General features: G+C 68.1%; 23 protein-coding genes. 13 read left to right on the top strand and 10 right to left on the bottom strand.

The annotated features are described in order from the left end of the window. Genes QTI33_RS17730 through QTI33_RS17720 form a run of 3 tightly spaced genes read left to right on the top strand, consistent with a single transcriptional unit; the run spans position 1 to position 3814 of the window. Positions 1-1179, top strand: a complete 1179-nt coding sequence (locus tag QTI33_RS17730) for an ABC transporter substrate-binding protein (RefSeq protein ID WP_286507483.1) — start codon at positions 1-3, stop codon at positions 1177-1179. A gap of 2 nt (positions 1180-1181) precedes the next feature. Continuing rightward, positions 1182-2000, top strand: a complete 819-nt coding sequence (locus QTI33_RS17725) for an ABC transporter ATP-binding protein (RefSeq protein WP_286507482.1) — start codon at positions 1182-1184, stop codon at positions 1998-2000. After that, entirely contained in the window at positions 1997-3814 is a 1818-nt protein-coding gene (locus QTI33_RS17720; protein ID WP_286507481.1) for an AMP-dependent synthetase/ligase, read from the top strand. The genes QTI33_RS17725 and QTI33_RS17720 overlap by 4 nt, the downstream gene beginning before the upstream one ends. On the opposite strand, the gene QTI33_RS17715 is transcribed toward QTI33_RS17720, so the two are convergent. Both QTI33_RS17715 and clpB read right to left on the bottom strand, forming a co-directional pair. After that, complete coding sequence (locus QTI33_RS17715; protein ID WP_286507480.1) at positions 3815-4153, bottom strand: hypothetical protein; 339 nt, start codon at positions 4151-4153, stop codon at positions 3815-3817. Between the two features lie 5 nt (positions 4154-4158). Next, positions 4159-6780, bottom strand: a complete 2622-nt coding sequence (gene clpB / locus QTI33_RS17710) for an ATP-dependent chaperone ClpB (RefSeq protein ID WP_286507479.1) — start codon at positions 6778-6780, stop codon at positions 4159-4161. An 89-nt stretch (positions 6781-6869) separates the two neighbouring features. On the opposite strand from clpB, the gene QTI33_RS17705 reads away from it, so the two are divergent. Further along, positions 6870-7862 (top strand): Bug family tripartite tricarboxylate transporter substrate binding protein, encoded by a 993-nt coding sequence (locus QTI33_RS17705; RefSeq protein ID WP_286507478.1) that lies wholly within the window; start codon positions 6870-6872, stop codon positions 7860-7862. On the opposite strand, the gene QTI33_RS17700 is transcribed toward QTI33_RS17705, so the two are convergent. Next, positions 7850-8344 carry a molybdenum cofactor biosynthesis protein MoaE gene (locus QTI33_RS17700; protein ID WP_286507477.1) on the bottom strand — a complete coding sequence of 165 codons (495 nt, stop codon included), beginning with the start codon at positions 8342-8344 and terminating at the stop codon, positions 7850-7852. The genes QTI33_RS17705 and QTI33_RS17700 overlap by 13 nt on opposite strands. A 252-nt stretch (positions 8345-8596) precedes the next feature. Here QTI33_RS17700 and dapA point away from each other — a divergent pair, with 252 nt between their 5' ends. Beyond that, positions 8597-9490, top strand: a complete 894-nt coding sequence (dapA, locus tag QTI33_RS17695) for a 4-hydroxy-tetrahydrodipicolinate synthase (protein ID WP_286507475.1) — start codon at positions 8597-8599, stop codon at positions 9488-9490. Here the strand turns inward: dapA and QTI33_RS17690 are convergent. The 6 genes from QTI33_RS17690 to QTI33_RS17665 form a co-directional block, all read right to left on the bottom strand. Beyond that, positions 9477-9728, bottom strand: coding sequence for a MoaD/ThiS family protein (locus tag QTI33_RS17690; RefSeq protein ID WP_286507474.1), 252 nt, complete (start codon positions 9726-9728; stop codon positions 9477-9479). The two genes, dapA and QTI33_RS17690, sit on opposite strands and share 14 nt — an antisense overlap. Positions 9729-9730: 2 nt before the next feature. Beyond that, positions 9731-10978 carry a molybdopterin molybdotransferase MoeA gene (locus tag QTI33_RS17685; RefSeq protein WP_286507473.1) on the bottom strand — a complete coding sequence of 416 codons (1248 nt, stop codon included), beginning with the start codon at positions 10976-10978 and terminating at the stop codon, positions 9731-9733. After that, on the bottom strand, positions 10971-11516 hold the full coding sequence (gene mobB, locus QTI33_RS17680) for a molybdopterin-guanine dinucleotide biosynthesis protein B (RefSeq protein WP_286507472.1): 546 nt from the start codon (positions 11514-11516) through the stop codon (positions 10971-10973). Before mobB ends, QTI33_RS17685 begins: the two co-directional genes overlap by 8 nt. A 99-nt stretch (positions 11517-11615) precedes the next feature. Further along, entirely contained in the window at positions 11616-13031 is a 1416-nt protein-coding gene (gene thrC / locus QTI33_RS17675; RefSeq protein ID WP_286507471.1) for a threonine synthase, read from the bottom strand. Beyond that, positions 13031-14353 carry a homoserine dehydrogenase gene (locus tag QTI33_RS17670; protein WP_286507469.1) on the bottom strand — a complete coding sequence of 441 codons (1323 nt, stop codon included), beginning with the start codon at positions 14351-14353 and terminating at the stop codon, positions 13031-13033. Before QTI33_RS17670 ends, thrC begins: the two co-directional genes overlap by 1 nt. A 32-nt stretch (positions 14354-14385) precedes the next feature. Next, a complete protein-coding gene (locus QTI33_RS17665) occupies positions 14386-15612 on the bottom strand; it encodes a pyridoxal phosphate-dependent aminotransferase (RefSeq protein WP_286507468.1) in 1227 nt (408 codons plus the stop codon). 66 nt (positions 15613-15678) lie between these two features. Between QTI33_RS17665 and QTI33_RS17660 the strand changes: the two genes are divergently transcribed. From QTI33_RS17660 to QTI33_RS17625, 8 genes are all read left to right on the top strand, one after another. Beyond that, entirely contained in the window at positions 15679-16053 is a 375-nt protein-coding gene (locus QTI33_RS17660) for an Mth938-like domain-containing protein (protein WP_286507467.1), read from the top strand. A 129-nt stretch (positions 16054-16182) separates the two neighbouring features. Then, complete coding sequence (locus QTI33_RS17655; protein WP_286507466.1) at positions 16183-16659, top strand: peroxiredoxin; 477 nt, start codon at positions 16183-16185, stop codon at positions 16657-16659. A 190-nt stretch (positions 16660-16849) separates the two neighbouring features. After that, positions 16850-18589, top strand: a complete 1740-nt coding sequence (locus tag QTI33_RS17650) for a PhoH family protein (protein WP_286507464.1) — start codon at positions 16850-16852, stop codon at positions 18587-18589. Positions 18590-18687: 98 nt separating this feature from the next. Further along, positions 18688-19059 carry a VOC family protein gene (locus tag QTI33_RS17645; RefSeq protein ID WP_286507463.1) on the top strand — a complete coding sequence of 124 codons (372 nt, stop codon included), beginning with the start codon at positions 18688-18690 and terminating at the stop codon, positions 19057-19059. A 149-nt stretch (positions 19060-19208) separates the two neighbouring features. Next, on the top strand, positions 19209-19334 hold the full coding sequence (locus tag QTI33_RS17640) for a hypothetical protein (protein WP_286507462.1): 126 nt from the start codon (positions 19209-19211) through the stop codon (positions 19332-19334). Positions 19335-19345: 11 nt separating this feature from the next. Continuing rightward, positions 19346-19813, top strand: coding sequence for a GyrI-like domain-containing protein (locus QTI33_RS17635; RefSeq protein WP_286507461.1), 468 nt, complete (start codon positions 19346-19348; stop codon positions 19811-19813). A gap of 1 nt (position 19814) precedes the next feature. Next, positions 19815-20306: an MGMT family protein gene (locus tag QTI33_RS17630; protein ID WP_286507460.1), complete on the top strand. Its 492-nt coding sequence runs from the start codon at positions 19815-19817 to the stop codon at positions 20304-20306. Positions 20307-20314: 8 nt separating this feature from the next. Continuing rightward, the gene (locus QTI33_RS17625; protein WP_286507458.1) at positions 20315-21019 is read left to right on the top strand and encodes a helix-turn-helix transcriptional regulator; all 705 of its coding nucleotides are present in this window, start codon (positions 20315-20317) and stop codon (positions 21017-21019) included. Here QTI33_RS17625 and dnaB read toward each other — a convergent pair. Beyond that, positions 21016-22419 carry a replicative DNA helicase gene (gene dnaB / locus QTI33_RS17620; RefSeq protein WP_286507457.1) on the bottom strand — a complete coding sequence of 468 codons (1404 nt, stop codon included), beginning with the start codon at positions 22417-22419 and terminating at the stop codon, positions 21016-21018. The two genes, QTI33_RS17625 and dnaB, sit on opposite strands and share 4 nt — an antisense overlap. Between the last annotated feature and the right edge of the window lie 128 nt (positions 22420-22547).

The following is a 22547-nucleotide window of genomic DNA, read 5'->3' as shown; positions in this document are numbered from 1 at the left end:
ATGAAATCGCAACCCGTCTCGGCACGCCGCCGCACCCTCCTGCTGGCCGCTTCGGCCGCCCTCGCCGCGCCGCTGGCCGTGCATGCCCAGGCCGAAGACATCGTGATCGGCGGCTCGATCCCGATGACGGGTGTCTTCGCCTTCGCCGGCATCGGCATCAACGCCGGCATCGCCGACTACGTGAAGATCGTCAACGACGCCGGTGGCATCAAGGGCCGCAAGCTGCGCTACGTGCCCGAGGACACCGGCTACAAGGTCGATGCCTCGGTCGCCGCCTTCAAGAAGATCACGAGCCAGAACAAGGTCAATCTCTACTACGGCGACTCGACCGGCTTCGCCAAGACCATCAACCCCGAGCTCGACCGCAGCGGCCAGATCCTGATGGCCGGCGCCTCGTTCGCGACCGAGCTCAACGACCCGGCCAAGTACCCGAACCAGTTCCTGGTCGGGCCCGACTACACCGAGATGTTCGGCATCCTGCTCAAGCACATCGCCAAGGAGAAGCCCGGCGCCAAGGTGGCCTTCGTCTACTCCGACTCCGAGTTCGGCCGCGACCCGATCGAGGCCAGCGAAGCCATGGCGAAGAAGCTCGGCCTCACGGTGCCGGTCAAGCTCATGACGCCGCCCGGCAGCGTCGACGTCTCGACCGAGGTCATCAAGCTGCGCCGCGCCGCGCCCGACTACACGATCTTCCACGGCTACATCCTGGCGCCGATTCCCGAGTTCGTGCAGCAGGGCAAGCAGATGGGCATGACCAGCAAGTGGATGGGCACCTTCTGGACCATGGACAGCTCGACCGTGATGAAGATGGGCGAGGCCGGCGACGGCTTCATGGGCGTGATGCCCTATCGCTACTACTACGACACCTCGGCCAAGTCGCCGATGCTCGACAAGATCCGCCAGCTGCGCCCCGAGTACCAGAGCACGGCCTACACGCAGGGCTTCCTGACCGCGATGCTGTTCACCGAGGCGGCGAAGCGCACGCTCGACGCCGGCAAGCCGCTCGACGGCAAGAACCTCAAGGCGGCGCTCAACACCATCAAGGACTTCGACACCGGCGGCCTGATCGGCGTGCCGATCACGATCAAGGGCAACTCCATTCCCGTGGGGCGGGTGTACACGGCCGACATGAAGGCGCAGAAGATGGTGCCTGCGTCCGACTGGATCAAGCTGGACTGACGATGCAAGGCGCGGCCGCGGACCTGGTCCTCGAAGTGAACAACATCGAGGTGGTCTACAACAAGGTGGTGCAGGTGCTGCGCGGCCTGTCGCTGGCCGTGCCGCGCGGCGAGATCGTGGCGCTGCTGGGCAGCAACGGGGCCGGCAAGTCGACCACGCTGAAGGCGGTGTCGGGCCTGCTGGTGCTGGAAGACGGCGAGCTGCAGGCCGGCCGCATCGCCTTCAACGGCGCCTCGACCGCGCGCGTGCCGCCGCAGCAGCTGGTGCGGCGCGGCCTGTGCCACGTGATGGAGGGCCGGCGCGTGTTCGAGGACCTCACGGTGGAGGAGAACCTGGTCGCCGCGACCTACGCCCACAGCGGCCGCGGCCCGGCACCGCGCAACTTCGATGCCGTGTACGCCTACTTCCCGCGGCTGCACGAACGCCGCAAGGGCCTGGCCGGCTACCTGTCGGGCGGCGAGCAGCAGATGCTCGCGATCGGCCGCGCGCTGGTCGCCGAGCCGCAGCTGATCCTGCTCGACGAGCCCTCGCTCGGGCTCTCGCCCAAGCTGGTGGAGGACATCTTCACGATCATCGCGCGCATCAACGCCGAGCGCGGCGTCTCGATGCTGCTGGTCGAGCAGAACGCCAGCGTGGCGCTGGCCGTCGCCCACCGCGGCTACATCATGGAGAACGGCAAGATCGTGATCGACGGCAGCGCCGAACGGCTCGCGGCCGACCCCGACGTGCGCGAGTTCTACCTTGGCGTGGGCGGCGGCGGCGAAGCACGCAGCTTCCGCGGGCTCAAGCACTACAAGCGCCGCAAGCGCTGGCTCTCATGAGCGCAAAGCTCCCTGCCCTCACCCTGCCGCAGATGCTGCGCGAGCAGGCGCGCGCGCAGCCCCAGGCGATCGCGATCCGGCAGAAGGACTTCGGCATCTGGCAGCCGGTGAACTGGGCCGACTACCACCGCCGCGCCAGCCACTTCGGACTCGGCCTGCGTGCGCTCGGCCTGCCGGCCGGCGGCCATCTCGGCATCCTGTCCGAGAACCGCATCGAATGGGTGCTGGCGCAGCTGGGCGCCGGCCTGGTCGGCGCGGTCACGGTCGGCGTCTACCCGACCAGCCCGAGCAGCGAGATCGCCTACGTGGTCGCGCATGCCGACATCGAGCTGATCGTCTGCGAGGACCAGGAACAGACCGACAAGGTCATCGAGGCGCTCGACCGCCTGCCCCGCCTGCTGAAGATCATCGTGATCGAGACCAAGGGCCTGCGCAGCCTCGATGCCTCGCTGCGCGAGCGCGTCATCAGCTTCGACGAAGTCGAAAAGGCCGGCGCCGCCGTCGCCGCGCGTGAAGGGCCGGCGCAGATCGACACCGCGCTGCAGGCCCAGACGCTGGCCGACATCGGCCTCATGATCTACACCTCGGGCTCCACCGGAAAGCCCAAGGGCGCGATGATCTCCTGGCGCAACATCCGCGGCGTGGTGCCCGGCATCGTCGAGCGCCTGGGCCTCGACCCCAACACCACGCACCTGTCGTACCTGCCGCTGTGCCACGTGGCCGAGCAGATGCTCTCGACCTTCGTGCCGCTCTACCTGGGCTCCCAGGTCAACTTCGGCGAATCGATCCGCACGGTGCAGGAAGACCTGCGCGAGGTCGCCCCCACGATGTTCCTCGGCGTGCCCCGCATCTGGGAGAAGCTGCATGCCGGCATCAGCATCAAGATGCAGGAGTCCGGCCGCCTGCAGCGCGCGCTGTACCGGCGGGCGATGGCCGCCTGCGCGCCGCTGGCCGAGAAGCCGCGCAGCCGCTGGAGCCTCGGCGAGAGGGCCCGCTTCGCGCTGGCCTACTGGACCGTGCTGCGCGCCTTGCAGAACTTCATCGGGCTGCGCCGCGTCAAGGTCGCGCTGACCGGCGCGGCACCGATCCCGCCCGACGTGGTGCGCTTCTTCCGCACGCTCGGCGTGCCGCTGGTGGAGGTCTACGGCCTCACCGAGTCGACCGGCATGATCACCGGCCACCGCGGCGACCAGGTCAGGATCGGCACCGTCGGCCCGCCGATCCTGGGCACCAACCACCGCATCGGCGCCGACGGCGAACTGCTGGTGCAGGGCGAGATGGTGTTCGAGGGCTACTACAAGAATCCGGAAGCCACCGCGGCGTCGATCCGCGACGGCTGGCTGCACACCGGCGACGTGGTGCGTGAGGAAGATGGCCAACTGCGCATCGTCGATCGCCTCAAGGACATCATGATCACGGCCGGCGGCAAGAACCTGACGCCCTCGGAGATCGAGAACACGATGAAAGGCAGCCCCTTCATCAAGGAATGCATCGTGGTGGCGGACGGCCGCAAGTTCGTCGGCGCGCTGGTGCAGATCGACTACGAGACGGTCGGCAAATGGGCCGAGGCCGAGCGGATCTCATTCACGCATTTCCGCTCGCTGGTCGACCAGCCGAGGGTGCGCGACCTGATCGATGCCGAGCTCCAGCGCGGCAATGCGCAGCTGGCGCAGGTCTCGCAGGTGCGCCGCTTCCACCTGCTGACCAAGGAGCTCGACCACGACGATGGCGAGGTCACCGCGACCATGAAGGTGCGGCGCGCCAGCATCTACCAGCGCTACGCGAGCGAGATCGAGGCCCTGTACAGCGCCTGATCAGAGGGCGTCGTCGCGCGACACAGGACGCGCCTGCACGTCGGTGACCACGCCCGGATCGCGCAGCCGCACTGGCGCGTCGGCGGCCTGCCCCTGGGCACGGGCGCCTGCGACGTCCGCCGCCGTGGGCTCGGCCGGCCGGCCAGCGGCCCGGAAGCGGTCGAAGCCGCCACGCGGGTCGAAGCGCATCACCCACGGCTGCACCGGCTTGCCGGTGAGCCGCGCCCAGGCATAGCGCAGGCCCCAGACGGCCGCCAGCAGCAGCACGGCGACCGCCAGGCTGGCCGCGAACACGAGGCCCAGCATGAAGAAGACGAGGCGAAGAAAGAAATTCAGCATCGTTCTTAGGATACGGTCTCGGCCAAGGGTTCCCGGTCATTGCTGAACGTGAACTGCCCCGGTGCCTGGATCGGATCGGTGCCGACGCTGATCGTGTCCTTCGGCCCGAAGCTGCCGTCGAGCAGCAGCTTCGACAGCGGATTCTCGATCCGCTGCTGGATCGCCCGCTTCAGCGGCCGCGCACCGAACACCGGGTCGAAGCCGACCTTGGCGATCTCGGCCAGCGCCGCCGGCGACACCTCCAGCCCCAGGTCCATCTTGGCCAGGCGGTCCTTCAGCACCTTGAGCTGGATCGCCGCGATGGCTTCGATGTTCTTGGCGTCGAGCGCATGGAACACCACGGTTTCGTCGATGCGGTTCAGGAATTCGGGCCTGAAGTAGTTCTTGAGCTCGTCCCAGACCGCGTCCTTGATCTCCTCGGTCGGCCGGCCGACCATCGATTGGATGATCGGCGAGCCGATATTGCTGGTCATCACGATCACCGTGTTCTTGAAGTTCACGGTGCGGCCCTGGCCGTCGGTCAGCCGGCCGTCGTCGAGCACCTGCAGCAGCACGTTGAAGACGTCCGGGTGCGCCTTCTCGACCTCGTCGAGCAGGAGCACGCTGTAGGGCTTGCGGCGCACGGCTTCCGTCAGGTACCCGCCCTCCTCGTAGCCCACGTAGCCCGGCGGCGCGCCGATCAGGCGGGCGACCGAATGCTTCTCCATGAACTCGCTCATGTCGACGCGGATCAGGTGGTCCTCGCTGTCGAACAGGAAGCCGGCCAGCGCCTTGCACAGTTCGGTCTTGCCCACGCCGGTGGGGCCGAGGAACAGGAAGGAGCCGGTCGGGCGGTTCGGGTCCGCGAGGCCCGAGCGCGAGCGGCGGATCGCGTTGGCGACCGCACCGATGGCCTCGTCCTGGCCGACCACGCGCTCGTGCAGCTTGCCTTCCATCATGAGCAGCTTGTCGCGCTCGCCCTGCATCAGCTTGGACACCGGGATACCGGTGGCGCGCGCCACCACTTCGGCGATCTCCTCGGCGCCGACCTGCGTGCGCAGCAAGGTCGGCGCACTCGACTTGCCCTTGCTGGCCTCGGTGTCCTGCGCTTCCTTGAGCCGCTTCTCGAGCCCCGGCAGCTTGCCGTACTGCAGCTCGGCGACCTTGTTGAAGTCGCCCTTGGCGGTGAACTCGGCGATCTGGAACTTGATCTTGTCGATCTCCTCGCGGATCTGCGCGCTGCCCTGGGCCTGGGCCTTCTCGGCCTGCCAGACCTCGTCGAGGTCGGCGATCTCCTTTTGCAGCTTCGCGATGTCGCCCTCGATCAGGCCGAAGCGCTTTTGCGATGCCTCGTCCTTTTCGCGGCGCACGGCTTCGCGCTCGATCTGCAGCTGGATCAGGCGACGGTCGAGCCGGTCCATGACCTCGGGCTTGGAGTCCATCTCGATCTTGATCTTGGCCGCTGCCTCGTCGATCAGGTCGATCGCCTTGTCGGGCAGGAAGCGGTCGGTGATGTAGCGGTCGCTCAGCTCGGCCGCGGCGACGATCGCCGGGTCGGTGATGTCGACGCCATGGTGGACCTCGTATTTTTCCTTCAGGCCGCGCAGGATCGCCACCGTCGCCTCGACGCTCGGCTCGCCCACGAGGATCTTCTGGAAGCGGCGCTCCAGCGCGGCGTCCTTCTCGATGTACTTGCGGTACTCGTCGAGCGTGGTGGCACCGACGCAGTGCAGCTCGCCGCGCGCCAGGGCCGGCTTGAGCATGTTGCCGGCGTCCATCGCGCCCTCGGCCTTGCCGGCGCCGACCATGGTGTGGAGTTCGTCGATGAAGACGATGGTCTGGCCTTCGTCCTTGGCGAGTTCGTTCAGCACGGTCTTGAGCCGTTCTTCGAACTCGCCGCGGAACTTGGCCCCGGCCAGCAGTGCCGCCATGTCGAGCGACAGCACGCGCTTGCCCTTGAGCGAGTCGGGCACCTCGCCGGCGACGATGCGCTGGGCCAGGCCCTCGACGATCGCGGTCTTGCCGACGCCGGGTTCGCCGATCAGCACGGGATTGTTCTTGGTGCGGCGCTGCAGCACCTGGATCGCGCGGCGGATTTCCTCGTCGCGGCCGATGACCGGGTCGAGCTTGCCCAGGCGGGCCCGCTCGGTCAGGTCCATGCAGTATTTCTTGAGGGCCTCGCGCTGGCCTTCGGCATCGGCGCTGTTGACGCCCTGGCCGCCGCGCACCGCTTCGATCGCGGCCTCCAGCGACTTGCGGCTCACGCCGTTGCTGCGCGCGAGATTGCCGATGTCGGCCTTGCTGTCGGCCACCGCGAGCAGGAACAGTTCGCTGGCGATGAACTGGTCATTGCGCTTGATCGATTCCTTTTCGGTCGCCTGCAGCAGCTTGCCCAGTTCGGGGCCGACCTGCACCTGGTCATGGCCCTCGACCTTCGGCAGCTTCTTGATCGCCGCCTCGGCGGCCTGCAGCAGGCCCGGCACATTGGCGCCGGCGCGCTCGAGCAGCGCGCGCGGGCCGTCGTCCTGGCGCAGCATCGCGACCAGCAGGTGGGCCGGTTCGATGTAGGCGTTGTCGTTGCCCAGCGCGAGCGACTGCGAGTCGGCGAGGGCTTCCTGGAATTTGGTGGTGAGTTTGTCTTGTCGCATGGCTTGATTCCTGCATTCAAAATAGGGCCGTTCCGTGGCGAGTTCAAGACCGTCCGGACTTTTTCAACTGCAATCATTGGAGTCGATAGATGCTGAAGTCAACATGGAGTGGCGCCACGCGCCTCGTGCGCGGCCTTTTCGCGGCCGGCCTGCTGGCCGCCGGGGGCCTGGCGCTGGCCCAGCCGGCCGGCACGCCGATCCGGCTGCTGGTCGGCTTTCCGGCCGGCGGCGGCACCGACGTGATCGCCCGCACCCTGGCCGAGAAGCTCAAGGACGAGCTGGGCACCTCCGTGGTGGTCGACAACCGCGCCGGCGCCGGCGGCCAGATCGCCGCCCAGGCGCTGAAGGCCGCGCCGGCCGACGGCCACACGCTGTTCCTCTCGCACGACCATTCGATCTCGATCCTGCCGCTGGTGGTGAAGAACCCCGGCTTCGATGCGGCGCGTGATTTCGTGCCGGTGGCCGGCTTCGCCACCTTCGCCAATGCGCTCGCGGTGTCGGGCGGCACGCCGGCCAAGTCGGTCAACGAATACGTGGCCTGGGTCAGGAAGGAGCGCGGCGGCAAGGACACGATCGGCGTCCCGGCGCCCGCCTCGATCCCCGAATTCCTGGTCAAGCTGATCGGCGCCAAGTACAAGATCGACGTCCAGGCCGCCCCCTACCGCGGCAGCGCCCCGATGCTGGCCGACATGCTGGGCAACCAGATCTCGGCGGGCATCGGCTCGGTCCCCGACTTCATCGAGAACCAGAAGGCCGGCAAGATCCGCGTCGTCGCCGTGATCGGCGACAAGCGCCAGGCCGTGCTGCCGCAGGTGCCGACCTTCGCCGAACTGGGCCTGGCGGGCCTGGAAGACCTGCCCTACTACGGCATCTTTGCGCCGGTGGGCACCCCCCAACCGGTGATCGACCGCTTCGGCGTCGCGCTGGCCAAGGTGCTCAAGATGCCGGACGTGCGCGACCGCCTGACCGCGATGGGCCTGAGCGTCGAATACATGCCGCAGGGCCAGTTCGCCGGCCGCGTCCGCAGCTACACCCAGACCTGGGCGCAGATCATCAAGTCCAGCGGCTTTCAGCCGCAGTGAGGCTCAGCGGCATTGCCCGAGGCAATGCCCCAGCGCGCGATGGCTTCGTCGTCCGTCGCGCGCGCGTCGACCCAGCGGGCGCCCTCGGGCGTCTCTTCCTTTTTCCAGAAGGGCGCCTGGGTCTTGAGGTAGTCCATCAGGAACTCGCAGGCCAGGAAGCTCTGGCCGCGGTGTGCCGAGGTCACGGCGACCATCATGATCTGGTCCTGCGGCTGCAGCAGGCCGACCCGGTGGATCACGTGCGCGCCGAGGATGTCGAAGCGCCTGCAGGCCTCGTCGATCATGGCCTCGATCGCCTTTTCGGTCATGCCCGGGTAGTGCTCGAGTTCCATCGAGGCGACGGCGCTGCCGTCGTTGCGGTCGCGCACGGTGCCGATGAAGCAGCAGACCGCGCCGACGCCGGCGTCGCCCGCACGCAGCGCGGCGACCTCCTGCTGCAGGTCGAAGTCCTCGGTCTGGATCGAAACACGGGCGGTGCGCATCCACGGATTGTGGCACCGCGATACACTCGCGCGATGCCTTCCAGCGCCCTGCAACGCCAGCCCTCTTCTCGCGAAGAAGCGGCCTGCGTGCGCCTGCAAGGCAAAGCCAAAAAACCCGAGCTCGTCTGACCGGAGCTCAGGTTCCGTCGTCGGATGAGCGACGGAACTGCAAGGCCTCGGGCCGAAGTGGGTGGCGTGCGCGCATTCGACGGTGGTTTCCTCCATCGGTCGAAACCTGAAAAGGACAACTGCGTGCAAGACTCTCATCCTTCCCCCTCTCCCGACTTCTCGGGCCTCTGGATTCCGCTCGTCACGCCGTTCCGCGACCACGCGGTCGACCACGCCGCGCTCGCGGCGCTGGCCGAAGGGCTGGCTGCCACCGGCATCGCGGGCTTCGTGGTCTGCGGCTCAACCGGCGAAGCCGCCGCGCTCGACGAGGACGAGCAGCTGGCGGTGCTGGCGACGGTCGCCGCGGCCGCCCCCTCGCTGCCCCGCGTCATGGGCCTCTCGGGCTACCACCTCGGCAAGACGCTGGCCTGGGTCCGCCACCTGTCGGCCTGCGGCCTGGCCGGCCTGCTGGTGCCGGCGCCGAGCTACATCCGCCCCTCGCAAGCCGGGCTGGCCGAGTGGTTCGGGGCCATTGCCGATGCCAGCGCGGTGCCGCTGCTGGTCTACGACATTCCGTACCGCACCGGCGTCGCGATCGAGCGCGAGACCCTGCTGGCGCTGGCAGCCCACCCGCGGATCCGCGGCATCAAGGACTGCGGCGGCGACCTGGCCAAGACCCGGGCCCTGATCGCCGACGGCCGGCTGCAAGTGCTGGCCGGCGAAGACGCTCAGCTCTTCGCCACGGTGGCCGAAGGCGGCGCTGGCGCGATCGCCGCCAGTGCCCACCTGCAGACCGAGCGGTTCGTGAAGGTGCTTCGCCTGCTGGGCGCGGGCCGGCTGGCCGAGGCGCGGGCCGAGTGGCAGCCGCTGCTGCCCCTGGTCGAGGCCCTGTTCTCCGACCCCAACCCGGGTCCGCTGAAGGCGGCGCTGGCCGCCCGGGGCCTGATGCAGGACGAACTGCGCTCGCCGATGACGCGGGTTCCGCCCGAGCGGCGCCAGCGCCTGCTCGGCAGCCTGCAGGCGCTCAGCCGCCCGTGACCGGCGGGAAGAAGGCGACCTCGCTGCCCTCGCGCAGCGCGGCGCTCTCGCCGCTCATGACCTGGTCGAGCGCCATGCGCACGGCCCGGCCCCGGGCCAGCGCGCTGGCATGCGGTTCGCCGCGGGCGATCAGTTCGTCGCGCAGGGCGCCGAGGTCGGCCGCGCGGGTGTCGACGGTCTCGCTGCCGCTTCCCAGCGCCTCGCGCACCGATGCAAAGTAGCGCACCTTGACTTGCATGGTCAGCCGAGCAGCGAGGCGAAGGGAATGAACTGCACCGTGTCGCCGGCCTTGAAGGGCTGGCCCGCCGGCGTGTCGATCACGCCGTCGCCCCAGACCATGGAGGTCAGCACCCCCGAGCTCTGGTTGCCGAAGACGTCGAGCCCGCCCGCGGCATTGCGCCGGGCGCGCAGGAACTCGCGCCGCCGGTCGGCCTTCGGCCAGTCGAAATCGGCGCGCACCGCGATCGGCTCGGGCGCCACGCGCGACGCGCCCTGCAAAGTCAGCAGGAAGGGCCGTACCAGCAGCAGGAAGGTCAGGAAGCTCGACACCGGATTGCCCGGCAGGCCGGTGAGGTGCGCGTCGCCGATACGGCCGTAGGCGAAGGGCTTGCCCGGCTTCATCGACAACGACCAGAGATCGAGCTGGCCGAGATGCTGCACCGCGGCCTTGATGTGGTCTTCCTCGCCGACCGAGACACCGCCGGTGGTGATGATCAGGTCGTTGCCCAGCGATGCGGCGGCGAGCGCCTCGATGGTGGTCTCGCGCCGGTCCGGCACGATGCCCAGGTCGTTGACCTCGCACCCCAGCCGCACCAGCAGGGCCCGCATGAAGAACCGGTTCGAGTTGTAGATCGAGCCCGGCTTCATCGCATCGGGCGCCACCTCGCCCGGCATCACGAGTTCGTCGCCGGTCGACAGCAGCGCCACGCGCGGGCGCTTCGACACCTGCAGCCGGTCGAGCCCGACGCTGGCCGCCAGACCGAGCCCGGCCGGCGTCAGCCGCTCGCCGCGGGCGAGCACCACGTCGCCCGCCGCGACGTCCTCGCCGGCACGGCGGATCCACTGGCCGGCCGCCGGCGCGATCTCGATGCGCACGCGGCCCAGGCCGCCCTCCTCGGGCAGCGCCGCCGTGTCTTCCTGCATCACGACGGCATCGGCGCCCTCGGGGATCTGGGCCCCGGTGAAGATGCGCGCCGCGGTGCCGGCGGCGAGCGGCGTGCCGACGCTGCCGGCCGGAATCCGCTGCGCCACCCGCAGCACGGCGCCCGCGGCCACGCAGTCGGCGCTGCGCACCGCATAGCCGTCCATCGAACTGTTGTCGCGCGGCGGCACGGTCAGCCCCGACACCACGTCCTGCGCCAGCACCCGGCCGTCGGCCTCGAAGGTCGAGACGCTCTCGGTGCCCAGGCGGGGCGTGGCGGCGGCCAGCAACCGCGCCAGCGCCTCGTCGAGCGGCATGAGGGGGAGACGGTTGGAAGCGCTAGCCATGGTGGTCTACCTTGTAGTCGAAACGCTCGGCGTGCCGCAGCAGCCAGTCGCCGATGCCATCGGCGTCGTCGAGGTCAAAGATCGGCAGCCCGGTCGGCCGCGGCAGGCATGCCGGATCGTCAGTCGCGATGCCGACGACGAAGGCGTCCTCGAGGTAGCGCGCCGGCCGCGCCGCCTCGCCCTCGGCGGGTGCGCGAAAGACCTCGATCTTGAACAGGTCGCTGTGCTTGAAGCCCTCGACCAGCACCCAGTCGACCCCGTGGTCGAGCTCGGCGATCAGCTCGTGCACGCCGAGCTCGGTCGGTCGCTCGAACTCGCGCATCAGCGCCAGGCGCTTGTCGGAGGCCACCACGACCTCGAAGGCACCGGCCTCGCGATGGCGGAAGGTGTCCTTGCCCGGATGGTCGATGTCGAACTTGTGATGCGCATGCTTGACCACCGACACGCGCTGGCCCAACAGCCTGAGCACCGGGATCAGCCGCTCGACCAGCGTGGTCTTGCCGGCGCCCGAGTAGCCGGCGAAGCCGATGACTTTCATGCGCGGCCGGCCCGCTCAGGCCGGCGCCGGACCGCCCCGAGCCGGCCAGCGCCCCCTCGGGGAGCAGCGAGGACACGAAACGACGAGCGTGGGGGCCTCTCAGTCACAGTGCTGCGCAATGTAGGCCTTGACCGCTTCGGCGTCGGCCGGCAGCTTGACCACCCGCTTGGGCAGCGCCTCGATGCCCTCGAAGCGCGCCGGCCGCGCCGGCTCGTGGCCGAGCGCCTCGACGATGGTCTCGGCGAACTTGATCGGCAGCGCGGTCTCCAGCACGATCATCGGCACGCCGGCGACCAGGTGCTCGCGCGCGGCCTTCAGGCCGTCGGCGGTGTGGGTGTCGATCAGTGTCGCGAACCGCTTGTCGGTATCGCGGATGGTGGCCAGGCGGTCGGCGTGGGTGCTGCGGCTGCTGGCGAAGCCGAAGCGTTGCGCCGCCTGGGCGAAGACCGGGTCGCCACGCAGGTCGAAACGCCCGGCACGGCCCAGTTCGCCCTCGAACAGCGCACGCGTCTTGGCGCCGTCGCGGCCCACCAGGTCGAACACGAAGCGCTCGAAGTTGCTGGCCTTGGAAATGTCCATCGACGGGCTGGAGGTCTCGTGCGTGTCGGCGGCCGCGCGCACGCGGTAGACGCCGGTGCGGAAGAACTCGTCGAGCACATCGTTCTCGTTGGTCGCCACCACCAGCGTGCGGATCGGCAGGCCCATCATGCGGGCCACGTGGCCCGCGCAGACGTTGCCGAAATTGCCCGAAGGCACGGTGAAGCTGACCTGCTTGTCGTTCGAAGCCGTGGCCTGGAAGTAGCCCGCGAAGTAATACACGACCTGGGCCAGGAGGCGCGCCCAGTTGATCGAATTGACCGTCCCGATCTTGTACTTGCGCTTGAAGCCCAGGTCGTTCGACACCGCCTTGACGATGTCCTGGCAGTCGTCGAACACGCCGTCGACGGCGATGTTGTGGATGTTCGCATCCTGCAGGCTGAACATCTGGGCCTGCTGGAACGGGCTCATGCGGCCGTCGGGCGAGGTCATGAAGACCCGCACGCCCTTCTTGCCGCGCATTGCGTACTCGGCCGCGCTGCCGGTGTCGCCGCTGGTGGCGCCGAGGATGTTGAGCTGCTCGCCGCGGCGGTTCAGTTCGTATTCGAACAGGTTGCCGAGCAGCTGCATCGCCATGTCCTTGAAGGCCAGGGTCGGGCCGTTCGACAGGGCTTCGAGGTAGACGCCGTCCTCGAGTTCGCGCAGCGGCACGATCTCGTCGCTGCCGAACACCTCGGCGGTGTAGGTCTTGGCGCAGAGGGCCTTCAGGTCGGCGGCCGGGATGTCGTCGACATAGAGCGAGAGCACCTCGAAAGCCAGTTCGGCGTAGCTCAGGCCGCGCCACTTCGCGAGCGTCGCCGCGTCGACCTTCGGATACTGCTCGGGCAGGTAGAGGCCGCCGTCGGGCGCCAGGCCCTCGAGCAGGATGTCGCAGAAGCGGCGGCGGTCCGGGTGACCGCGCGTGGACAGGTAGCGCATCAGGAGAGCTCTTCCTTGCGGATGCGCACGATCGGCGCCAGCACGGTCGGCAGTGCCTGCAGCTGCGCCATGGCGTCGTCGAGCGTGCCCTCGCGGGTGTCGTGCGTGAGGATGATGAGGTCGGTCTGGGTCGAGCCTTCGCCGCCCACTTCGTCGGCTTCGCGCTGCAGCACGGCGTCGATGCTGATGCCGGCGCCGGCCAGCAGGCCGGTCACCTTGGCCAGCACGCCGGCCTCGTCGGCCACGCGCAGGCGCAGGTAGTAGCTGGTCACGACCTCGGCCATCGGCAGCACCTTCAGGTCGCTCATCGCGTCCGGGTGGAAGGCCAGGTGCGGCACGCGGTGCGCGGCGTCGGCCGTGTGCAGGCGCGCGATGTCGACCAGGTCGGCGATCACGGCGCTGGCGGTCGGCTCGCTGCCGGCCCCCTTGCCGTAGTAGAGCGTGGTGCCGACGGCGTCGCCGTTGACCACCACCGCATTCATCGCGCCTTCGACATTGGCCAGCAGGCGCTTGGACGGCACCAGCGCCGGGTGCACCCGCAGCTCGATCCCCTGGGCCTTGCGCTTGGTGATGCCCAGCAGCTTGATGCGATAGCCGAGCTGCTCGGCGTACTTGATGTCCTGCGCCGCCAGCTTGGTGATGCCCTCGACGTGCGCGCGGTCGAACTGCACCGGGATGCCGAAGGCGATGGCGCTCATCAGCGTCACCTTGTGGGCGGCGTCGACGCCCTCGATGTCGAAGGTCGGGTCGGCCTCGGCGTAGCCCAGGCGCTGGGCCTCCTTGAGCACCGTGTCGAAGTCCAGGCCCTTGTCGCGCATCTCGGACAGGATGAAGTTGGTGGTGCCGTTGATGATGCCGGCGATCCACTGGATCGAGTTGGCCGTGAGGCCTTCGCGCAGCGCCTTGATGATCGGGATGCCGCCGGCCACCGCCGCCTCGAAGGCCACCATCACGCCCTTGGCATGGGCGGCCGCGAAGATCTCGGTGCCGTGCACCGCGAGCAGCGCCTTGTTGGCCGTGACCACGTGCTTGCCGGCCGCGATCGCCTCGAGCACCAGCTGTTTCGCGATGCCGTAGCCGCCGATCAGCTCGACCACGATGTCGATCTCGGGATTGGCGATCACGGCGCGGGCGTCGGCCACCACCTGGACGCCCTCGCCGACCACCGCTTTGGCGCGCGCCGTGTCGAGGTCGGCGACCATCGTGATCTCGATGCCGCGGCCGGCGCGGCGCTTGATTTCTTCCTGGTTGCGACGCAGCACCTGGAAGGTGCCGCTACCGACCGTGCCGATGCCGAGCAGGCCAACTTGGATGGGTTTCATTCGATGTGTCTTCTGGAGCAATGGGGAGGAACTCAGGCCGCGGCCCGGTTTCGATAGCGTTCGAGGAAGCCGGCGATGCGGTTGACCGCCTCGCGCAGATCCTCTTCGTGCGGCAGGAACACGATCCGGAAATGATCGGGCGTGGCCCAGTTGAAGCCCGTGCCCTGCACCAGCATCACCTTGGTCTCCTTCAGCAGGTCGAGGAAGAACTGCCGGTCGTCCTCGATCGGATAAACCTTCGGGTCGAGCTTGGGAAACATGTAGAGCGCCGCGCTGGGCTTGACGCAGCTCACGCCCGGGATCGCGGTGATCAGGTCGTAGGCCAGGTCGCGCTGGCGGCGCAGGCGGCCGCCCGGGGCGACCAGGTCGTTGATGCTCTGGTAGCCGCCGAGCGCGGTCTGGATCGCCCACTGGCCCGGCACGTTGGCGCACAGCCGCATGTTCGAGAGCATGTTGAGGCCCTCGATGTAGTCGCGCGCCATCTTCTTGTCGCCCGACACCACCAGCCAGCCGGCGCGGTAGCCGCAGGAGCGGTAGCTCTTGGACAGCGAGTTGAAGGTCAGCGTCAGGACGTCCTTCGACAGGCTGGCGATCGCCGTGTGCCTGACGCCGTCGTACAGGACCTTGTCATAGACCTCGTCGGCGAAGATCACCAGGCCGTGCTCGCGGGCGATCGCGACGATGCCCTTGAGCAGCTCGTCCGAGTAGAGCGCGCCCGTGGGATTGTTGGGGTTGATCACCACGATGCCCCGGGTGCGCGGCGTGATCTTGGCGCGGATGTCGTCGAGGCTCGGCATCCAGCCGTTGTCCTCGTCGCACACGTAATGCACCGGGCGCCCGCCCGAGAGGCTGGCCACCGCGGTCCACAGCGGGTAGTCGGGCGCCGGCAGCAGCAGCTCGTCGCCGTCGTTGAGCAGCGCGTTGGTGGCCATCGCGATCAGCTCGCTGGCGCCGTTGCCGAGGTAGATGTCGTCGAGCGTGACGCCCGCGATGCCCTGCTTCTGGGTCTCGTGCATCACCGCCTTGCGCGCCGCGAAGATGCCCTTGCTGTCCGAGTAGCCGGCCGAGGCCGGCAGGTTGCGGATCATGTCCTGCTGCACCTCCTCGGGCGCATCGAAGCCGAACACGGCGAGATTGCCGATGTTGAGCTTGATGATCTTCTGGCCCTCTTCCTCCATCTGCTTCGCGGCGTCCATGATCGGGCCGCGGATGTCGTAGAGCACGTTGGCCAGCTTGGCCGATTTCTTGAGCGGTTTCAAAGTCCCTCCAAGGGGGTCTGCGCAGGGGAAAACCTATAATTTGACCACATTTCAACCCCCTCCCCGATGAAGCTCCAGCCTGACAAATCCGACGTCCAGACCCTCACTGCGCACGGCCCGGGCTGGGTCGCCATCAACAACGAACGGGTGGAATCCAGCGTCGTGGTCGGCTCCCGCGGGGAGCGCTTCGAATGGGACGCCAGCGACTTCGGCCAGCTCGGTGCCGAGCATTTCGCCCAGCTGGCCTCGCTGGGCGCCGAACTGGTCATCTTCGGCAGCGGCAGCCGCATCCGCTTCCCGCAGCCGGCTTGGCTGCAACCCCTGATGGCGCAGCGCACCGGCGTCGAGACCATGGACACCCCCGCGGCCTGCCGGACCTACAACATCCTCGCCAGCGAGGGCCGCCATGTGCTCGCGGCGCTCCTTATCGAGAGACCTTGAGGGCAATTGGAGTCATTTCGGGGTAAAATCGCGGGTTGCGAACCGGCGGCCAGCCCTCAGTTAGCAACGACCAATCCTCCATGATCCCGACTGGGTCGGACATGGAATCAAACGGAGAAAACAAGTTTCATGGCGATCGTTGTCAACAAACCCATTCCCGAATTCGACGCCAATGCGACAGGCGGCCTGAAGGTCTCGAACACCTCTCACCTCGGCCATGTGCTGGTCATGTACTTCTACCCCAAGGACAATACCCCGGGTTGCACGACCGAGGCGATGCAATTCCGCGATCGCTACAAGGATTTCGAGAAAGCCGGCGCCACCGTGTTCGGCGTCTCGCGCGACAACATGAAGTCGCACGACGAATTCAAGGCGAAGCTCGAGCTCCCCTTCGAGCTGATCGCCGATACCGAAGAGAAGATGTGCCACATGTTCGGTGTGGTCAAGAACAAGATCATGTACGGCAAGAAGGTCAAGGGCATCGAGCGCAGCACCTTCCTGATCGGCGCCGACGGCATCCTGAAGGCCGAATGGCGGGGCCTCAAGGTCCCGGGCCACGTCGACGACGTCCTGAAGGCAGTCAAGGCGCTCAAGAAATCCGCCTGAAACCCGAATTCGTGTGGTTTTGCGCGCTCGCGTTGGCGAAGCGCAACGATCACCGGTTGCGTCACGTGCGATGTGCATAATGGCTTCATGCCGTTGAGCTCCACGACCGCATCCACCGAAAAAAGCCGCCCTGGTCTTCAGGCGGCTTTTTCGCTTTCTGGCCCCTTTACTTTTGCGAGCGACACCCTCCATGCCCTTGCCTCCCGCCCCCACGAAACGCGCCGCACTGCTGTCGCCGGACGCCCACGACGCGCCCGCCCGGTCCTCGCACGGACGCAACGGCCGCCGCTCGGCCGACCGCAGGACTGAGCAAAGCGACGCGAACGGGCCCCAGCCGCTCGAATTGTTCGACCGCCACGCGGCCGAGGCCGGCGCCGCGATCGAGCCGCCGCCGCTGCCCCGGGCCAAGGCGCCGCCGCGTCCGGCACCGGAGCCGGCCGTGCAGGTGGAGACCCGCGCCCGGGTGCCCGCCCCGGCACCGCAGCCGGCGCCGCGCCCCAAGCGCAGCAAATCCAACGGCCCGGCCAAGCTCTTCGTGCTCGACACCAACGTGCTGCTGCACGATCCGATGTGCCTGTTCCGCTTCGAGGAGCACGACATCTTCCTGCCGATGATCGTGCTGGAGGAACTCGACGGCCACAAGAAGGGCACCACCGAAGTCGCGCGCAACGGCCGCCAGACCAGCCGCACGCTCGACGCCCTCGCCGGCGCCCAGGGTGCCGACATCGGCAAGGGCCTGAAACTCGACACCACCGGCCACCGCGAGGCCGGCGGCAAGCTGTTCTTCCAGACCGCGCCGCTCGACTACACGCTGCCGACCAGCCTGCCGCAGGGCAAGGCCGACAACCAGATCCTGGGCGTGGTGCAGGCGCTGCGCGACCTCTACGCCGATGACGCGCCCGGCCGGCCGAAGCAGGAAGTGGTGCTGGTGTCGAAGGACATCAACATGCGCGTCAAGGCACGCGCGCTCGGGCTGGCCGCCGACGATTACCAGAACGACAAGACGCTCGAAGACGGGGACCTGCTCTACGCCGGCTCGCTGGCCCTGCCGGCCGACTTCTGGACCCGCCAGAGCAAGACGGTCGAGAGCTGGCAGAGCGGCAGCAGCACCTTCTACCGCATCAGCGGCCCGATCGTGCCGAACCTCTACATCAACCAGTTCGTGTACTTCGAGGCGCCCGGCGAGCCCAGCATGTATGCGCGCGTGACCGAGATCCGCGACAAGACCGCGGTGCTCAAGACGCTCAAGGACTACGGCTCGGTGAAGAACGCCGTCTGGGGCGTGAACACCCGCAACCGCGAGCAGAACTTCGCGATGAACCTGCTGATGGACCCCGACGTCGACTTCGTCACCCTGACCGGCACCGCCGGCACCGGCAAGACCCTGATGGCGCTGGCCTCGGGCCTGACGCAGGTGCTCGACGACCGCCGCTACACCGAGATCATCATGACCCGCGCGACCGTCAGCGTGGGCGAGGACATCGGCTTCCTGCCCGGCACCGAGGAAGAGAAGATGGGCCCCTGGATGGGCGCGCTCGACGACAACCTCGAGTTCCTGGCCAAGGGCGACGGCGGCGGCGCCGGCGAGTGGGGCCGGGCGGCCACCAACGAGCTGATCCGCAGCCGGATCAAGATCAAGAGCATGAACTTCATGCGCGGGCGTACGTTCCTGAACAAGTACGTGATCATCGACGAGGCGCAGAACCTCACGCCCAAGCAGATGAAGACGCTGGTCACGCGCGCCGGCCCGGGCACCAAGATCATCTGCATGGGCAACCTGGCGCAGATCGACACGCCCTACCTCACCGAAGGCTCGTCCGGCCTCACCTTCGCGGTCGACAAGTTCAAGGGCTGGCCGCACAGCGGGCACATCACGCTGGCGCGCGGCGAGCGCTCGCGCCTCGCCGACTTCGCCAGCGAAGTTCTGTAGCTCGGCCGCTTTTCGCCGCTGCTGAAGCCTGCTGACACTACGTTGTCAGCAGGCGGCGCGCAGCATGGAGGCTTCTTTCACCCCCTGAGGAAGCCACCATGACCACCACCATCAACTGGTTCGAAATCCCCGTCGCCGACCTGGACCGAGCCCAGTCCTTCTACGAGAAGGTGCTCGGCCGCGCGCTCAAGCGCGAGGACATGGGCGGCGCCGCGATGGCGATCTTTGCCTACGAGGAGCCGGCCACCGGCGGCTGCCTGGTGGCCGGCGCCCCGCGCGCTGCCGCCGCGGGCAGCGGCGTGCGGATCTATCTCGACTGCATGCCGAGCATCGACGCCGCGCTGTCGCGCGTGGCGCCGGCGGGCGGACAGATCGTGACGCCGAAGACGGCGTTGCCGGGCGACATGGGCTCGTTCGCGGTGCTGCGCGACACCGAGGGCAACGAAGTCGGCCTGCACGCCCTGGCCTGACGCCATGACCGCCGCCCGCAGGCACAGGAACTGGATCGCCGTCGCCAGCGCGGAACATGCGCGTCGCGGCCGCGACGATCCCGCGGGCGGCTTCATGCAGGTCGGCCATGGCTAGCGGGCGTCGCTCCAGCGCATCCGCGCCGGCGACCATGCCGCTTGTGACGCGCCGACCACCACCCTGGGCCGGCCTGTTCGAGGTCAACGACCACGATTTCGGACTGATCGCGGCCGCCATGCGGGCCGAGCTGCAAGGCCTCGGCCCTTGGAACCGATGATGGAGAAAACCATGCAATCCCAATCCCAACCCCAACGTCAACGCCTCGAACCCTTCCGCGTCGCGGGGCTCACCGCACGCACCACCAACCGCGACGAGAGCGATCCGCAGGCCGCCCGCATCGGCACACTGTGGGACCGCTTCTTCGGCGAGCGGGTCTACGAGAAGACGCCGCACCGCGTCGACGACATGCGGCTCTTCGGCGTCTACTCGGACTACGAGACCGATGCCCACGGGGCCTTCGACATCACGACCGGCGTCGCCGTGGCGGACGGCCCCGCGAGCGTGCGGATCGAGGGCGGCGACTACCTGGTCTTTCAGGGCCACGGCGAGATGCCGCAGATGGTGCTCGCGGTGTGGCAGGCGATCTGGCACTATTTCGATGCGCACCCCGAGATCCAGCGTCGCTACAAGAGCGACTTCGAGGCCTACAGCGGCCCCGACCAGGTCGCCATCCACATCGGAATCCTGACGGACTGACATGAGCAGCACCACCGGCGGTCGGCACGGCAAGAAGAGCTGGCGAGAAAAACTCGCAGGCTACCCGCGGCTGCCCGAAGTGAAGCCCATCCCGCCCGCCATGCAGCGCCGTCACGGACCGGGGACCATCGTGACGCCCTCCCCGCGCGAGGTCGAGGAGGCGATGCGGCGGGTGCCGGAGGGCCGTCTCGTGACCGTCTTCGGCATCGGCGAGCAACTGGCGCGCGAACACGGCGCCACCATCGGCTGCACCGTGACCACCGCGATCTTCGCCAGCATGGCTGCGCAGGCGGCGGCAGAAGACCGGCAGGCCGGCCGCGCCGACATCACGCCCTACTGGCGCACCCTGAAGGTCGACGGCGAACTCAACCTCAAATACCCCGGAGGCCTCGATGAACTCATGCGCCGCCTCGAAGCCGAAGGCCACGCCGTGGTCCAGCGAGGCAGGCGCTATTTCGTCGAAGACTACGAAACCAAGACCATCGGAAGCTGACCCCCTGCATGCGCCGCGCCGACCGCCTGTTCCACATCGTCCAGCTCATCCGCGGGCGCCGGCTCACCACGGCCGCCTTCCTGGCGCAACGGCTCGAGGTCTCGGAGCGCACCGTCTACCGCGATGTCGCCGACCTGCAAAGCCAGGGCGTGCCGATCGAAGGCGAAGCCGGCGTCGGCTACCGGCTCGGCTCCGGCTTCGACCTGCCGCCGCTGATGTTCACGCAGGACGAAGCGGCGGCACTGGTCGCGTCGGCGCGCCTGGCACAGAGCTGGGTCGACGCCGCGATGGCCCGCGACATCGAATCGGCGCTCGGCAAGATCCTGTCGGTGCTGCCGCCGGCGGCACGGGTGTCGGCCGAGAGCCTGGCGCTCTATGCGCCGGCCTACGTGCTCGACGCCGGCACGCGCGATCGACTGCAGACCTTGCGCGAGGCGGTGCAGTCGCGCCACAAGCTGCGCATGGACTACCGCGACGTCGCCGGCGCCCCCAGCCTGCGCACGGTGCGTCCGCTGGGCTGCTTCTACTGGGGCAAGGTCTGGACCTTCTCGGCCTGGTGCGAGCTGCGCGACGACTTCCGCGGATTTCGGATCGACCGCATCGACCGCATCGAGGTGCTGCCGGAGCGCTTCAGGGACGAGCCGGGCAAGACCCTGGCCGACATGCTGCGCCGGCTCAAGGCCGACGCGGACAACGCCGGCGAAGCGCGCTAGAAATCGTTGCCGCCCCCGGCCAGGTTCTCGAACTTGGTGAGCGGCTTCAGGAAGGCCAGCTTGACGGTGCCGGTCGGGCCGTTGCGGTGCTTGCTGATGATCACCTCGGCGACGCCCGGCTCCTTGCTGTTCTTGTCGTAGTAGTCGTCGCGGTAGATGAACATGATGATGTCGGCATCCTGCTCGATCGCCCCGGATTCGCGCAGGTCGCTCATCATCGGGCGCTTGTCGGTGCGGCTCTCGACGCCGCGGCTCAACTGCGACAGCGCGATCACCGGGCACTTGAGTTCCTTGGCCAGCATCTTCAGCCCACGCGAGATTTCGCCCACCGCCGTGGCGCGGTTTTCGTCGTTCATGCTGCTCGAGACGCTCATGAGCTGCAGGTAGTCGACCACGATCAGCCCGAGCTTGCCGTACTGGCGCGCCAGCCGCCGCGCGTTGGCACGCAGCTCGCTCGTGGTGAGGCCGGGCGTCTCGTCGATGTGCAGCGAGACATTGCGCAGCTTCTCGATGGCCTCGGTCAGCCGCGGCCATTCCTCGTCGGTCAGCTTGCCGGTGCGCAGGTGGCCCTGGTCGATGCGGCCGATCGAGCCGACGATACGCACCGCCAGCTGCGAGGCGCCCATTTCCATCGAGAACACCGCCACCGGCAGGCCCTCGTTGAGCGCCACGTGCTCTGCGATGTTGATGGCCAGCGAGGTCTTGCCCATCGAGGGCCGCGCCGCCAGCACGATCATGTCGCCCGGCTGCAGGCCCGAGGTCATCTTGTCGAACTCGTAGAAGCCGGTGCGCACGCCCGTGATGTCGTTCGGGTTCTCGGCCATCTCGGTCACGCGGTCGAGCAGTTCGACCACCAGGGAATCCATGCCCTGGAAGCCCTGCTTCATGCGCGAGCCTTCCTCGCCGATGTTGAAGATCTTCTGCTCGGCTTCGTCGAGGATCTTGTCGACCGCCTTGCCCTGCGTGTTGAAGGCGTTGGTGGCGATCTCGTCGCTCGCACTCACCAGCTTGCGCAGGATCGAGCGCTCGCGCACGATCTCGGCATAGCGCCGGATGTTGCTCGCGCTCGGCACGTACTGCGCCAGCGAGTTGAGGTAGGCCAGGCCGCCGATCTCGTCGGCCTTGCCGAGGTTCTGCAGTTGCTCGTAGACCGTGATCACGTCGGCCGGCTTGCTGGCGTTGATCAGCGTGCCGATGGCGGCGTAGATCAGCTTGTGCTCGTGGCGGTAGAAGTCGCCGTCGACCACCACGTCGCCCATCCGGTCCCAGGCGCCGTTGTCGAGCAGCAGGCCGCCCAGCACGCTCGATTCGGCCTCGATCGAATGCGGCGGAATGCGCAGCTGCGCGATCTGGCGGTCGGACGACGGGTCGTTGTCGGCGTAGGAAAAGAGTGCGGACATGAAATTCCTTGCAACCATGCATGCTAAGCCGGGCGAGGCGCGGCGTCACGTGGACAAGGCTGTGAATAAGCGGTGATCTTCCGGTGCAGCGTGCGGGACAACCCGGGCGCCCGGAAAAAGAAAAGCCG

The sequence above is a fragment of the Variovorax davisae genome (assembly GCF_030316845.1).
GTDB classification, from domain to species: domain Bacteria; phylum Pseudomonadota; class Gammaproteobacteria; order Burkholderiales; family Burkholderiaceae_C; genus Variovorax; species Variovorax davisae.
The sequence above is the reverse complement of the archived record's forward strand: the minus strand, read 5'-3'. Positions and strand labels throughout refer to the sequence as shown.

Excerpts from the sequence above, each read along its gene's own strand:
- QTI33_RS17635 (WP_286507461.1), top strand. The coding sequence starts at position 19,346 with ATGCAATCCCAATCCCAACCCCAACGTCAACGCCTCGAACCCTTCCGC.
- dnaB (WP_286507457.1), bottom strand. The coding sequence starts at position 22,419 with ATGTCCGCACTCTTTTCCTACGCCGACAACGACCCGTCGTCCGACCGC.
- QTI33_RS17705 (WP_286507478.1), top strand. The coding sequence starts at position 6,870 with ATGCTGAAGTCAACATGGAGTGGCGCCACGCGCCTCGTGCGCGGCCTT.
- QTI33_RS17630 (WP_286507460.1), top strand. The coding sequence starts at position 19,815 with ATGAGCAGCACCACCGGCGGTCGGCACGGCAAGAAGAGCTGGCGAGAA.
- QTI33_RS17670 (WP_286507469.1), bottom strand. The coding sequence starts at position 14,353 with ATGAAACCCATCCAAGTTGGCCTGCTCGGCATCGGCACGGTCGGTAGC.
- QTI33_RS17725 (WP_286507482.1), top strand. The coding sequence starts at position 1,182 with ATGCAAGGCGCGGCCGCGGACCTGGTCCTCGAAGTGAACAACATCGAG.
- QTI33_RS17720 (WP_286507481.1), top strand. The coding sequence starts at position 1,997 with ATGAGCGCAAAGCTCCCTGCCCTCACCCTGCCGCAGATGCTGCGCGAG.
- QTI33_RS17655 (WP_286507466.1), top strand. The coding sequence starts at position 16,183 with ATGGCGATCGTTGTCAACAAACCCATTCCCGAATTCGACGCCAATGCG.
- QTI33_RS17690 (WP_286507474.1), bottom strand. The coding sequence starts at position 9,728 with ATGCAAGTCAAGGTGCGCTACTTTGCATCGGTGCGCGAGGCGCTGGGA.
- QTI33_RS17650 (WP_286507464.1), top strand. The coding sequence starts at position 16,850 with ATGCCCTTGCCTCCCGCCCCCACGAAACGCGCCGCACTGCTGTCGCCG.
- mobB (WP_286507472.1), bottom strand. The coding sequence starts at position 11,516 with ATGAAAGTCATCGGCTTCGCCGGCTACTCGGGCGCCGGCAAGACCACG.
- QTI33_RS17660 (WP_286507467.1), top strand. The coding sequence starts at position 15,679 with ATGAAGCTCCAGCCTGACAAATCCGACGTCCAGACCCTCACTGCGCAC.
- QTI33_RS17715 (WP_286507480.1), bottom strand. The coding sequence starts at position 4,153 with ATGCTGAATTTCTTTCTTCGCCTCGTCTTCTTCATGCTGGGCCTCGTG.
- QTI33_RS17700 (WP_286507477.1), bottom strand. The coding sequence starts at position 8,344 with ATGCGCACCGCCCGTGTTTCGATCCAGACCGAGGACTTCGACCTGCAG.
- thrC (WP_286507471.1), bottom strand. The coding sequence starts at position 13,031 with ATGCGCTACCTGTCCACGCGCGGTCACCCGGACCGCCGCCGCTTCTGC.
- QTI33_RS17730 (WP_286507483.1), top strand. The coding sequence starts at position 1 with ATGAAATCGCAACCCGTCTCGGCACGCCGCCGCACCCTCCTGCTGGCC.
- QTI33_RS17640 (WP_286507462.1), top strand. The coding sequence starts at position 19,209 with ATGCCGCTTGTGACGCGCCGACCACCACCCTGGGCCGGCCTGTTCGAG.
- clpB (WP_286507479.1), bottom strand. The coding sequence starts at position 6,780 with ATGCGACAAGACAAACTCACCACCAAATTCCAGGAAGCCCTCGCCGAC.
- QTI33_RS17685 (WP_286507473.1), bottom strand. The coding sequence starts at position 10,978 with ATGGCTAGCGCTTCCAACCGTCTCCCCCTCATGCCGCTCGACGAGGCG.
- QTI33_RS17625 (WP_286507458.1), top strand. The coding sequence starts at position 20,315 with ATGCGCCGCGCCGACCGCCTGTTCCACATCGTCCAGCTCATCCGCGGG.
- QTI33_RS17645 (WP_286507463.1), top strand. The coding sequence starts at position 18,688 with ATGACCACCACCATCAACTGGTTCGAAATCCCCGTCGCCGACCTGGAC.